The following is a 12685-nucleotide window of genomic DNA, read 5'->3' as shown; positions in this document are numbered from 1 at the left end:
AATATATAGTCTTCAACAAGAAAAAGCACCCTCACAAATGACGGTGCTTTTTCTATGTAAGAGCTACTAGAAGATACCCTTCTAGCCTACTCCCATTTATAAGTCCAAAATTGTTCAAGTTGCAACCATTTTAATGTTGCTGCATCTTTGTTTTTGATTTTCGCGTGTGTTTCTTCAAGCATCGCTTCTGTTTGCGAACGGTGCGCACCTAGTGCAGCTAATTTATGCTCAAATACTTCACTAATATTATTTACAACATCCGGCTCACCGAGTACAGCTTCGCGATTTTTCGTAATCGCAACCGCATGAATAACTGGACGTTCTTCTTTTGACATACGTGATACGGCGCGAACTACAGCGCGGCCAAATGCATCATGATCTGGATGTACGCCGTGCTCTGGATAAAATGTAATAATTCGAGATGGATTTACTTCTTGAATAATCGCTTCAATTTTGTCTGCAACGAAATCAACATCTTCAAATTCTAACGTTTTATCATGGAAACCAAGCATTCTTAGATCTTTGATTCCCATCGCTTCACATGCATCTTTTAATTCTTTTTCACGGATATTCGGAATCGTTTCACGGTTAGCAAATACGTTCTTACCCATGTTACGTCCCATTTGTCCTAGCGTACCACACGCATACGTTACAGGTACTCCTTGATCTGTTAATAAGCGAATTGTTCCTCCTGCAGCAAATGCTTCATCATCTGGATGCGGAAATACAACAAGTACATGTCTCTCCATAAGTTTCCCTCCTTCTTACTTAAATGGCGTTAAGCTTAACTCAAGTGCAACTGCTAAGCGGCCTTGATTATCGTGCCCTGCTAGTAATAAACGCTCTTTATCGTCTACTTCCCAGTGCGTAATACCTTCTGCATATACCCAGCCATGATCCATCTTTAGACCAACTCGGTATGGGTTTGTTCCAGTAATCTTTCCGCGCTCAAAGCGAATAATTGCATTTCGAATGAATGCTCCAACTGTCATCATCTTTTCATTAAAGTGTGACGCGTACGCTCCGTTCGTCGTTTCTAAATGAATATATACATCTTTATTTACAAAACGTTCAATTTCATTTTGAATAAGAGAACTATCTTTTACTATTTCCATCGGAATTCACCTCTTTAAACCATTTTACGCAAAAATAATGTAAATTGCTATCTCTATATTAGAGGACAACTCTCACTTTTCCTAATAATTTGCACTGTGTTTCTTTATTTTTTTATATCATATGTAAAAAACACATTTTTTCCTTCACTTTGTTAAATAGTTTTCTTTCTTTTTTGAATTTGCTACAATATAAATTATGCAGAAGGATGCATGTTTACAATTGAATACATACTTTAAAGAAGGTGACATGATTGGAACAATCAGCACATGAAGTAGCAAATTGGCAATATTATTTTGCAATTGCCGTATTTTTAGTCACGTACGGATTTATTATTTCTGAGAAATTGAATCGTGCTGTAATTGCACTATTCGGTGCTGCTATTATGATTATTTTTGGAATTGTAGATTTACATACCGCTTTCACATCACATATTCAATGGGAAACAATCACCCTTTTAATTGGGATGATGATTCTCGTACATATTACGAGTCAATCAGGCGTTTTTGAATTTGTGGCCATTAAAGCAGCGAAGGCAGCTGGCGGAAAACCAATCTGCATTTTATTATTACTATCCCTATTAACTGCTGTCGGATCAGCATTTTTGGACAACGTAACAACCGTATTATTAATCGTACCTGTTACGCTATCCATTACACGTATTTTAAAAGTAAATCCTGTTCCTTATTTGATTTCAGAAGTGCTATTTTCAAATATAGGCGGAACAGCAACATTAATCGGTGATCCACCTAACATTATGATCGGATCAGCAAATAAGCATTTAGACTTCAATGCCTTTTTACTTAACTTAGCTCCTATTGTAATTATTATTTCTATCGTGACACTTGGCATTATTTACTTCCTGTATCGTAACAAACTAAAGACAACACCTGAGCAAATCGAAAAATTAATGGCATTAAATGAAAAAGATTATATTAAAGATCAAAGCCTCCTTTTAAAATCCATTTCGATTTTAGGACTAACTATTTTAGGCTTTGTACTTCATTCCATTATTCATGTAGACGCTGCGGTTATCGCGATGACAGGCGCTACACTTCTTATGTTAATCGGTGTGAAAGAACATGATATTGAAGATGTATTTGCCCACGTTGAATGGGTAACTATTTTCTTCTTCGCTGGACTATTTGTTCTCGTTGGCGGGTTAATTGATATCGGACTTATTTCTTCACTCGCAAAAGAAGTACTCGACGTAACGAATGGTGATATCGGTTTTGCCGCTATACTTATTTTATGGGTATCAGGCATCGCATCTGCGACAATTGACAATATCCCATTTGTCGCAACGATGATCCCACTTATTCAAGATTTAGCTACAGGGCTCGGACTATCTGTCGATTCTCCGCAAATCGAAGTACTATGGTGGGCATTATCACTTGGAGCTTGCTTAGGAGGAAACGGAACGTTAATCGGAGCATCAGCAAACGTAGTCGTTGCTGGTATTGCAAAACGTGAAGGACATGCTTTCTCTTATATGGACTTCTTAAAAATTGGTTTGCCGTTAACAATCATTGCATTACTATTATCACATGCTTATATATATTTACGTTATTTAATATAAAAGTTGTATTGCATGAAATTATATCGTCTCATACAAAAGGTTTGCAGCAAAGTGCTGCAAACCTTTTTTCATCACCAAAATATACCGATAATTGCTAATCCACCTAAAATCATACCACCAATTTGTCCAACGATTGTTGGCGATAGTTGAACACCTTTCCTTACTTCTACAACTGGTCTTTCATGCCTTAGTTGCTGCACTTCGCTTTGAAGTTGATGTACACTTCCGTGTAATTCTTTAATTAGTTCCTTTAATTCAGCGACTTCTTCATTTACTGGTTTTGCTTTTTCTAAATTCATCTCACATAGCTCCTTATAAATGCAATCAGTACACTGTAAAAATTCGCCAATTATTATTATATCTCCTGCATACTACATATATAATTTCGAATGTACTTTCTAACCTTGCAGCTCTATCCATTCATCCCGCAATATCCCCATAATCATGCGATCAAAACACTTCCCCTCTCTTTGCACTGCTTCTCTCATACAGCCTTCCATTTGAAAACCCATCTTTTTATACAACTCAATAGCAGCTTTGTTATAAGAAATAACATCCAGACCGACGCGGTGCAAATTCAATTCATAAAAAGCATACTTTAAAATAAGATGGATTGCTTCTCTTCCATATCCCCTACCTCTATCATTTGCATCTCCTATACCAATTGCTAATAACCCTGTTCTGTTATTCCACTCTATACTATGAATTGCAACAAAACCAATTAAACAATCATCTTGAACTGTCCTCAACATGAAAGATACACTATTCGATCTCCGTCCCTTTAATAGCCCATCACTTGCTATTTCTTGTAACGATTGCGGAAACGCTACATCTGTATCGACATTTCTTAAATACTCACTATCTTCTTGCCATATTGCCATTACTTCAGCATCAGCTTCTCTAATAGCTGATAATTTAATCGTTTTATTTTGAAAAAGATTCATCATCATTTCAAACTCCCCCTTTTTTAATAACGGGGATACTTATTTTAGCCTATTTATCCCCTTGTTCCATAAACTGCTTTATAAACGGGATACTTACAATAAGCGCTGACATTGGCACATCTCCTCTACGTTAAATTAAATTCATTGTATAATTTTTCATTTATTCTAACAATAAAAAAAGACCCTCTAAATTTAGAGGATCTTCCTAACGACGAATCGATATTATTTCGTAAACATTTTCTCCGCTTCATCCATTGCCATTTTGTTACCTAAAGCAGAATAGTCAAGCCATGGTTGGTCATTGATAATATATACATGCTTGCCTTTAACAGCTTTTAAGTCTTTCCAAATTGGTGTTTCTTGAAGTTGTTTAAATGCAGCTTTTGCTTTATCGTCTCTGTTTACAACAACAAAAATAGCATCTGCATCAAAGTCAGGTAATACTTCTTGTGAAATGACTTCGAAAGGACGGTTTCCATCGATTTTCTCTACACCATTTGCAGGTTGTAATCCTAAGTCTTGGAATAAAATTGGTCCCATCGGTCTTTTCGTACTAAATACACGTAATTCTTTGGCAGTAACGCGAATTGCCATTACTTTTTCGTTATTACCTAGCTCTTTATCTATTAAACCTTTTACTCGTTTTGCTTGCTCTTCGTAATCTTGAATATATGTATCCGCTTCTTTCTCACGGTTTACAAGTTTACCAACTTGCTTTAAATGGTCTCTCCACGTGCCTTCATCTAAATTAAAAGTATGTGTTTTTGCAATTTTTTCGTATTTCGCTACATCTTTGCCAGCGTATTTTTCATCCACATAAATTTCAGAGGGCTTTAATTGAAGTAATGCTTCCATATTCGGATCAGTTACAACACCAAGTTTCTTCGTATCTTTCAGTTGTTCTTTTGCATGCGGTAAAAAATCTTTTAAATCTCCACCAATTACAGAACCTACTGGTGTAATCCCTAATGCAAGTAAATCATTTGTTAAATGAATAGACATTGAAGCAATTTTTGGGTCATTACTTTTTTTCGTTTTTTTCGTTGCCTCTTCATTAGATTTCGTTTGACCACATGCTGCTAATACTAAAATACACATGATGCTAAATAAAATAGTAAGTTTCTTTTTCATATGTTCTCCTCTTTGAAGTATTTATTTTGTTTTTGTAAGTAAATAAAGAAAATACGGTGCTCCTAAAGCGACCACTACTACACCAGCCGGAATAGAGTTTGGCTCAAATATAGAACGGCCTATCGTATCTGCTAGTACTAAAATAATCATTCCAATAATGCCAGCTAGCGGAAGGAAATGCTGATAGGTAGTACCTACTAACTTTCTTGCAATATGCGGAGCAACTAAACCGATAAAGCCAATCCCTCCTGCCATCGATACACTCCCGCAAGATAATCCAACCGCTGTAGCCAAAAGTAATAACCGTTCTTTTTGAACAGAAACACCAAGTCCTGCTGCCACACTATCACCTAGTGACAATGCATTTAACGTTTTAGATTTTAACCATGCATACGGGGTTAGTATGAAAATCCAAGGTAATAATGCAAGGACATGAATCCAATCCCTTCCCCACACGTTACCAACTAACCATCTAGAAGCGAATGTATATGTCTCATCATTTAACTTGAGAGAGAAAAATAACGAAATTGCACTAAAGCCAGCTGAAACTGCAATACCAACGAGAATAAGTCTAATAGGAAGTAAACCTTTCGACCGATCACTCGCAAGTAAAATAATAAGAAATGCAGCTAATACTCCTCCGCCAAATGTAAATAACGGTATTAAAATCGATGCATTCTCATTAATAGAATGAAAGAAAGTAACAAATATAATTAGTCCGAAAGATGCACCTGAATGTAGTCCAAGAATACCAGGATCGGCCAACACATTCCTTGATAACCCTTGCAAAATTGCACCGGAAATTCCAAGGCCAATACCAGCTAACATTGTGATTATAATTCTTGGCATACGGTAGTCGTATAGCACTGTTGCACTCTCAAAATCACCATAACCGAAAAGTGTTTGAATTACTTTAAGTGGCGCTATGCTTAGTGTCCCTGTATTTAAGCTAAGCAAAATAGCAGCGAGACCAATACAACCAAATATTGTAGTTACAGTAACGGCTCTCTTTTTATCCGTGTTTAAAATCTTCTTCACTTACAACTCCCTCCCAACTTTACGTGCTATATAGAGGAAGAACGGAACTCCAACAAGAGCTACCATAATCCCTATTGCAAGTTCTTTAGGAGGATTTACTGTTCTTGCCCCTAAGTCAGCTAAAACTAATAACATAGCTCCTAAAAATGCTGACATAGGAATAATGAGTCGATAATTCACACCAACTAATTTTCTAGCAATATGCGGGATAACGAGTCCTACAAATCCAATAGAGCCAACAGCTGAAACAGATACCCCTGCAAGAATGACTACTATAATCATCCCTAGTATTCTCGTTCGGTTTGTTTTCACTCCTAAATTCGTAGCCACATCATCCCCCATTGATATGAGTGAAATAGACCGCCCTAACACTGTCGCAAAAACAATTGTTATGAGAATAATAGGAACTAAAAATTTTAAATGTTCCCACTTAACCCCAGCAACACCACCAGCGTACCAAAACGCTAAATCTTGACTTAAATCATAATAAATTGCAACACCTGAACTTAACGAATGCAAAAGCGCAGCCATAACGGCTCCAGCAATCGTTAACCTCATCGGTGTTAATCCGCCTGATGTTGCTGATCCGATCATAAAAATGAGTACTGTACTTAAAACCGCTCCAATAAAGGAAACAGTCATCAAATAGGAATATGGCATATGCGGAAAAAAGGCAAAACTAATTGCTACTACAAACATCGCTCCTGCATTTATGCCCAGTACACCTGCATCCGCTAAAGGATTTCGTGTTACTCCTTGCATAACAGCTCCAGCCACCGCAAAAGCCGCTCCTACAACTGCTGCACCAATTACCCTTGGGAGCCTTAATCCATAAATAATTTGGTGCTGCGTTAATTTCGGATTATAATCAAAAACCGCTGTCCATACGGTTTGCAAATGGATATCCTTTGCACCAAATGCAACAGCTAAAAATATAGAGCCGATTAAACATAAAATTGTTAAGCTCATGAAACATATGAACTTAATATGTAGCCAGCGATTATTGCCAGCATATACAGCAGGCTTATGTAACATGTTTCATTTCATCCTTTATATTCAGTTGTTTTTTATAAATATTTTTTATTTGTAATTATTATTGATAATAATTATCAATTTCATTTAGATATTATATCTCCACTTTTTTTAAATAGCAAACTATTTTTTCACTTCGCTAAATATTAAAATACCTATTACAACTCCCTTCCAAAACTTACAAATACACGCCAAATAGACTACTAGCTTATTTTTAAAAGTGTAGTATACTTAATCATTATTTTGAGTTTTCAAACAAAAACAATGAAGGTGACCTAATGTTATATATAAAACAACTACTACACTTCACTTACGAGCAAGCATTCTCTTGCTTATTCCCAGTCGTTATTTTCTTAACACTAGCCTTTTCAAAAATCGTTTCGATCCCTGGTTTATACCGCTATGATTTCATACTTATCGTATGTCTTCTTATGCAGTGGATTATGTACAAGACTGGACTTGAGACGAAAGATGAATTAAAAGTAATTACTATCTTCCACTTCATCGGCCTTTTACTAGAAATATATAAAGTTCATTTCGGTTCATGGAGTTATCCGGAAGAGGCATATTCAAAGGTTTTTGGAGTTCCACTTTACAGCGGCTTTATGTATGCAAGTGTTGCAAGTTACATATGCCAAGCGTGGAGAAGATTGCATTTGCAAATGCATCATTGGCCGAAAGCTATTTTTGCAATACCTCTAGGAGCAATGATTTACTTCAATTTTTTCACACATCATTTTCTATATGACTTTAGATGGGTATTAACTTTACTTCTATTCATCGTTTTCTTTCGGACATTTGTGGAATTTTCATTACGAGGCATTACATATAAAATGCCACTCGTTCTCTCCTTTTTCCTTATCGGTTTCTTTATTTGGATTGCAGAGAACATCGCAACATTTTTCGGAGCATGGCAATATCCAAATCAACGTGAAGCGTGGAATCTCGTTCACTTAAGCAAAATTAGCTCATGGTTTTTACTCGTTGTTATTAGCATTATGATTGTTACACAACTCAAATATTTGAAGGAGTCGAAAAGATATTGATGATAATGTCCTCTTTTTTATACATTCTAAAATTATAAACTCTATAAAAAATTCTATTTTAATATATAATCTTATGCTTTAAGAAGAAGGATATTATAAAAGTACAGAAAGTGTTGATGGTAATAAAAAAAGATATATATTCCTTGCTCAAGCTCGGAAATACAGAATGACATGATGCTACATACTTTTTCTAAAAAAACCGCTTCTCTTTTATAGAGAAGCGGTTTTTTAACTGAATACAACTATGAATTAACTTTAATTGTTCTGTTTATATATCTTTTCACTTTTGTCCTCCTTGTGATGTATAATGCTTTCTCCTTCAACATCAATGTTAGGCAACATTTTATCCAGCCATTTTGGCAAGTACCATGCTGACTTACCCATTAGAGTCATGACCGCGGGCACGATTGTCATTCTCACAATAAATGCGTCAAAGAAAACACCGAATGTAAGTGCCAAGCCTATGGATTTAATGATAGTATCAGGTGCCAACATGAATCCAATAAATACAGACATCATAATTAACCCTGCTGCGACTACGACTCTACCGCTCTCTTGCATTCCTTCTAAAATAGCTCTCTTCGGGTCGCATGTATGCGTATATACTTCCCGCATCTTGCTCACTAGGAACACCTCATAGTCCATGGCGAGTCCGAACAGAATGCCAATCAGAATGACAGGCAAGAAGGCTAAGATTGGACCGGCTGCCGGGAAACCAAATATATTTTGGAAATGCCCATCCTGCACGAAAAATACCACAGCTCCCAACGTAGCACCAAGAGAAAGTAAAAACCCTAATACTGCTTTTAATGGAATGAGCAGAGATCTAAACACTAGAACTAAGAGTACATATGCAAGTCCCACAATAAGGGCAGCAAAAACTGGCAAGGCATCACTTAGCTTTTGCACAATATCAATATTCATCGCTGCTGTCCCTGTTACCATTAGTTCAATTCCATTTTCTTTCTCGGTCTGGTTCGATCTGTCCCGGATCGCTTTTACCAAATCCTTTGTCTTTGTATCGTCAGGCCCTGTTTTTGGTGCGACGGAAATCATATAAATCTTTCCAGAAGGCCCAGGAATGGCTGGTGTCACACTTTTCACGTCAGATAGGTTACCCAATTCTTTTGCAATAGTGTTCATAGCATTTTGCATTTCAGTTGTTGCTTCCTCTGATTTTGCCACTACCACTAAAGAGGCATGAACTCCTTCTCCATATGCTTCCGTCAATAAATCATATGCTCTTCTTTCTGTTGTTTCTGTAGACTTTGTTGTTCCATCAGAAGGAAGGCCAAGGTTCATATGGAAAAATGGAATCGTAATTACTACAAGTAGTCCGATTGCAAAAACTGTAACAATCAGAGGACGTCTTATGACAAACTCTCCCCATTTATTTGAACCAGCATGTTTCTTACCTGCCCCAGTCATCTTTTGCAAGAATCGATTTTGTTTAGATGGTGCAATCTTATGGCCGACAAGACCTAAGATTGCTGGTAATATGATGACAGAAAGCAACACAGCTATAAGCACAGTAAAGGCTGCGGATACGCCCATCGCTATCAAGAATGGGATTTTTGTAACAGACAGTCCCAAAAGACCTATAATAACTGTTAACCCTGCAAAAATCACAGCACTTCCTGCTGTTCCCGTTGCGATGGCAACAGATTCCGAAACAGAATCTCCTTTTGCAAGTTGCTGTCTAAAACGATTGATAATGAAGAGCGCATAGTCAATGCCTACTGCGAGTCCCAGCATAGCAGCCAAGGATAAAGAAACTGATTGGATTTCCACATAATTGGTCCCAATCATGATTCCTAGCATCCCAATCGCTAATCCAATTATCGCAGTGAGAATTGGCAATCCAGCTACCAGAAAAGACACAAAGGTAAATGCCAAGACCACAAAGGCAACAAGTACTCCGACAATTTCAGTCATACCTGAAGTATCTGAGTCAGAAAACTTAATATCACCTCCTGATAACTCCGTTTGAATGCCAGCATCCCTTGTTGTTTCAATACTATTTAAAAGCTTATCCTTAGAAATTCCTGTGACCTTTTCCGCTTTCATTTTGTACGTAACAACTGCATATCCAATTTTCTTATCTTTACTAAGATTCTGCAGTTGCATCGGTGCTACCACAGAATCAACCGCTGAATCTTTTTTTATCTCATCAAGAACTTCTGCAATTTTCTGTTGTACTCCCGCTGACTCCAAAGTTTCGTTTTTTTGTGCTTTAAACACTACTTTTACTTGGACACCTGCTGGTTGCATCTCTTTAAACTCTTTTTCAATTACTTTTCCTGCTTTATCTGCCGGTGTGTTTGGAATGCTTAGCTCATCCCTGAAAGCGGAACCCATGTTGATTGCAAAAAGCACTAATGCAATAAGAATTGCAAGTGTACCGAATACAATCTTTATCCTATGTTTTACTGCCCAACACCCTAAATTATACAAATATTTCGCCAATTAAAACTCACCCTATTCTTGTCAAAAATTTTTCTTGTTATTACGTTGCAATCTAGAAATACAATTACATTTATTTTTATAATTAATATATAAGGATTATAAAATTTTAATTATAAATTATATCCGAATATATCTCCCTATTTATAGCTTGCAGAATGGCGCCAAATTGCCAATAGGAAACAAAGAAGATGGTACACATTGACAGCAATAATGTCCTTTTATACAATTGTTATCACCATGCTAACAATTATACTTACATGTGTAAGTATAACAGTGGATTTTCATCTTTCAAGCACTATGTGATGATTTTCACTTAAAACGAACAGAATGAAGGGATGTGTTAGCTTTGAGAAAGTCAAGGGAAGACAGTATACACTCTCAGACATACATTATGGAGGCATTAAGCGCCCTGTTGCACGAACATAAACTGCAAGATATAACTGTAACAGCTATTTGTAAAAAGGCTGGAGTTGCCAGAGTCACATTCTACAAATACTACCGCAACGTTTACGACGTCGTGCAAGTATCTGTGGATGAAATTGTTCAACAATTCTTGAATGAGGTTGATAGTTTGGATCCGTATGAAAGTATGCAGCTAATTATTGAATATATCATAGAGGGATTTGTGTCTGCACAGAAACCATCAGGAAAATTGCTGGATTCAAATATATCTAATATGATGCTTGATTATTTGAATTACACAATGGAAAAGGTCTTTCAAGCAGATATTACGCGCAATCATGAAATAAGTAGAATGCAGATTCTATTTTTAGCAGGCGGTATCTATAATATTGTTAACGATTGGCTTAAAAGAGGGACAAAGGAATCTCCCCAAGCACTTGCTGCAAAAATATACGAAATTCTTCCATACGGGACAGCAGATACCAGAAATTTTACAAGCTCCTGATACAACTATTCCATCTTTTATTACATCTCAAAAAATGTGCATTACATACAAAGCTACGAGTAGTTCATCTAACCATAAACGACCGTTAATGGAACTCTAGTTATTTCTACTCAAGAAAACTCATGACCAAAAACAAAAGGCCCTAACATATTAGCCATGTATAATATGTTAGGGCCTTTCTATTTTTAGTATTTTTAATTTAGCTCTTAATAATTTTAAAACTGTAGGACCTTTTTACATATTTATTTTCCTACTTTAATAATACGTTCCATCGCCTTCATCTGACCAATATGATCTGCTTCATGATAAAGCATCATACCGTAAAGCTCACCAACTGTTTCTAGTCCTAGGAACGGCTCTGGCAGTTTATTCTCAAATGCTTCTGCTGGAATTTCGTTAATACGCTTTGCTTGTTCTTTTAATTGGGCCATTAATACTTCTAATGACGGTCCTTCTGTTTTCCATTTAGATGGTCTTGATCCATACCCAAACATGCCTGGATATTCAGTTGGTAATTGTTTGAATTCTTTTCCAAACATGAAAACTTCTGCTGCCGTTAATACATGACCGATATGCCAGCGAATTGTATTGTTAAAGCCATCCGGCTGCGTATCCGCAGTTTTATCATCTAACGTCTCCATAAATTTAAGTAATGCCCCGCGCGTTATTTCAAATTGTTTTAAACCAACTAGTCTATTCATTTAATCGTTCTCCTTCTTCATGTACCATTTATCATGAACTAAGAATGTTCATTTTATTAAAGTTTCACCTTGTTTAATCTATCAGAAACAATGAAGAAATACATCTAATATGCTTAGTAAAAATATTTAAAAGGTTCACCCCTAATAAATATAGAATTACTTACTACACGGTTAGTTTAGTAAATAATAGAGGAGTGTCAATTACATGTTACATGTTTTAAAACAGCAATATCATCTTATTAGCGCTACAAGAGAAACTCTATTTTCATTTTTGGAAGAAATCCCACTAGAAAAATTACATAGCACTGTTCCGAATTTCGGGAACGGTAGCATTATAAAGACGCATATTCATGTAGCCGATTGCTATCGATACTGGCTTGGGTCATTCGCATTTAAGCAAAAGCGAGCAGATTTTTCATTTGCTAGTGATGATGAAATTGAGCATGCAGATGTGGAAAAAGTTCGCGCTAGATTTAAGTTAGTAGACGAAACTGTACAACGTTTTGTAGATGAATACAATGACCGTTGGCTCGAAAATATAGCAAATGAAGTAAAGTGGCAAAAAGAACCTTGGAGTACAACTCCGCTATGGCTTTTAACTCATACGGAGACACATGAATTTCACCATAAAGGACAAATTGTATCTATGGCTCGTCATCTTGGATACAATCCTCCTGACACAGACCTTAGTTAATACATTCGTGTTCATTTAAAAGCGGAATGAGCAG

13 protein-coding genes are annotated in these 12685 nt (G+C 36.4%); 4 read left to right on the top strand and 9 right to left on the bottom strand.

Annotated features, from left to right (window positions below):
- Positions 1-86 precede the first annotated feature (86 nt).
- Positions 87-749: a bacillithiol biosynthesis deacetylase BshB2 gene (bshB2, locus tag AC0NJG_RS12790; RefSeq protein ID WP_000439461.1), complete on the bottom strand. Its 663-nt coding sequence runs from the start codon at positions 747-749 to the stop codon at positions 87-89.
- 15 nt (positions 750-764) lie between these two features.
- Positions 765-1115 (bottom strand): YojF family protein, encoded by a 351-nt coding sequence (locus AC0NJG_RS12785; RefSeq protein WP_000407039.1) that lies wholly within the window; start codon positions 1113-1115, stop codon positions 765-767.
- A 251-nt stretch (positions 1116-1366) separates the two neighbouring features.
- Here AC0NJG_RS12785 and AC0NJG_RS12780 point away from each other — a divergent pair, with 251 nt between their 5' ends.
- Complete coding sequence (locus AC0NJG_RS12780) at positions 1367-2692, top strand: ArsB/NhaD family transporter (protein ID WP_474063123.1); 1326 nt, start codon at positions 1367-1369, stop codon at positions 2690-2692.
- Between the two features lie 71 nt (positions 2693-2763).
- On the opposite strand, the gene AC0NJG_RS12775 is transcribed toward AC0NJG_RS12780, so the two are convergent.
- The 5 genes from AC0NJG_RS12775 to AC0NJG_RS12755 all read right to left on the bottom strand — a co-directional run bounded on the left by AC0NJG_RS12775 (position 2764) and on the right by AC0NJG_RS12755 (position 6840).
- Positions 2764-2991, bottom strand: a complete 228-nt coding sequence (locus tag AC0NJG_RS12775; RefSeq protein ID WP_001047304.1) for a coiled-coil domain-containing protein — start codon at positions 2989-2991, stop codon at positions 2764-2766.
- A 99-nt stretch (positions 2992-3090) separates the two neighbouring features.
- Positions 3091-3642 (bottom strand): GNAT family N-acetyltransferase, encoded by a 552-nt coding sequence (locus AC0NJG_RS12770; protein WP_474063122.1) that lies wholly within the window; start codon positions 3640-3642, stop codon positions 3091-3093.
- A 216-nt stretch (positions 3643-3858) separates the two neighbouring features.
- Positions 3859-4767 (bottom strand): iron-hydroxamate ABC transporter substrate-binding protein, encoded by a 909-nt coding sequence (locus tag AC0NJG_RS12765; protein WP_087954755.1) that lies wholly within the window; start codon positions 4765-4767, stop codon positions 3859-3861.
- Between the two features lie 21 nt (positions 4768-4788).
- Positions 4789-5805: a FecCD family ABC transporter permease gene (locus AC0NJG_RS12760; protein ID WP_474063121.1), complete on the bottom strand. Its 1017-nt coding sequence runs from the start codon at positions 5803-5805 to the stop codon at positions 4789-4791.
- Positions 5806-6840: a FecCD family ABC transporter permease gene (locus AC0NJG_RS12755; protein ID WP_173602226.1), complete on the bottom strand. Its 1035-nt coding sequence runs from the start codon at positions 6838-6840 to the stop codon at positions 5806-5808.
- Between the two features lie 275 nt (positions 6841-7115).
- Between AC0NJG_RS12755 and AC0NJG_RS12750 the strand changes: the two genes are divergently transcribed.
- Complete coding sequence (locus AC0NJG_RS12750; protein WP_087995692.1) at positions 7116-7883, top strand: DUF817 domain-containing protein; 768 nt, start codon at positions 7116-7118, stop codon at positions 7881-7883.
- Between the two features lie 255 nt (positions 7884-8138).
- On the opposite strand, the gene AC0NJG_RS12745 is transcribed toward AC0NJG_RS12750, so the two are convergent.
- Complete coding sequence (locus tag AC0NJG_RS12745) at positions 8139-10349, bottom strand: MMPL family transporter (RefSeq protein WP_474063120.1); 2211 nt, start codon at positions 10347-10349, stop codon at positions 8139-8141.
- 391 nt (positions 10350-10740) lie between these two features.
- Here AC0NJG_RS12745 and AC0NJG_RS12740 point away from each other — a divergent pair, with 391 nt between their 5' ends.
- The gene (locus AC0NJG_RS12740; protein WP_087954937.1) at positions 10741-11256 is read left to right on the top strand and encodes a TetR/AcrR family transcriptional regulator; all 516 of its coding nucleotides are present in this window, start codon (positions 10741-10743) and stop codon (positions 11254-11256) included.
- 242 nt (positions 11257-11498) lie between these two features.
- Here the strand turns inward: AC0NJG_RS12740 and AC0NJG_RS12735 are convergent, their stop codons facing one another.
- Entirely contained in the window at positions 11499-11957 is a 459-nt protein-coding gene (locus AC0NJG_RS12735; protein WP_143881370.1) for a DinB family protein, read from the bottom strand.
- A 205-nt stretch (positions 11958-12162) separates the two neighbouring features.
- Here AC0NJG_RS12735 and AC0NJG_RS12730 point away from each other — a divergent pair, with 205 nt between their 5' ends.
- Positions 12163-12651 (top strand): DinB family protein, encoded by a 489-nt coding sequence (locus AC0NJG_RS12730; RefSeq protein ID WP_087954750.1) that lies wholly within the window; start codon positions 12163-12165, stop codon positions 12649-12651.
- Positions 12652-12685 lie beyond the last annotated feature (34 nt).

It is taken from the genome of Bacillus sp. SSR7 (genome assembly GCF_055902415.1).
The sequence above is the reverse complement of the archived record's forward strand: the minus strand, read 5'-3'. Positions and strand labels throughout refer to the sequence as shown.

Bases quoted from the DNA above. Each gene is read 5' to 3' on its own strand.
- AC0NJG_RS12785 (WP_000407039.1), bottom strand. From the start codon at position 1,115: ATGGAAATAGTAAAAGATAGTTCTCTTATTCAAAATGAAATTGAACGT.
- AC0NJG_RS12770 (WP_474063122.1), bottom strand. From the start codon at position 3,642: ATGATGATGAATCTTTTTCAAAATAAAACGATTAAATTATCAGCTATT.
- AC0NJG_RS12765 (WP_087954755.1), bottom strand. From the start codon at position 4,767: ATGAAAAAGAAACTTACTATTTTATTTAGCATCATGTGTATTTTAGTA.
- AC0NJG_RS12735 (WP_143881370.1), bottom strand. From the start codon at position 11,957: ATGAATAGACTAGTTGGTTTAAAACAATTTGAAATAACGCGCGGGGCA.
- bshB2 (WP_000439461.1), bottom strand. From the start codon at position 749: ATGGAGAGACATGTACTTGTTGTATTTCCGCATCCAGATGATGAAGCA.
- AC0NJG_RS12755 (WP_173602226.1), bottom strand. From the start codon at position 6,840: ATGTTACATAAGCCTGCTGTATATGCTGGCAATAATCGCTGGCTACAT.
- AC0NJG_RS12750 (WP_087995692.1), top strand. From the start codon at position 7,116: ATGTTATATATAAAACAACTACTACACTTCACTTACGAGCAAGCATTC.
- AC0NJG_RS12730 (WP_087954750.1), top strand. From the start codon at position 12,163: ATGTTACATGTTTTAAAACAGCAATATCATCTTATTAGCGCTACAAGA.
- AC0NJG_RS12740 (WP_087954937.1), top strand. From the start codon at position 10,741: ATGGAGGCATTAAGCGCCCTGTTGCACGAACATAAACTGCAAGATATA.
- AC0NJG_RS12775 (WP_001047304.1), bottom strand. From the start codon at position 2,991: ATGAATTTAGAAAAAGCAAAACCAGTAAATGAAGAAGTCGCTGAATTA.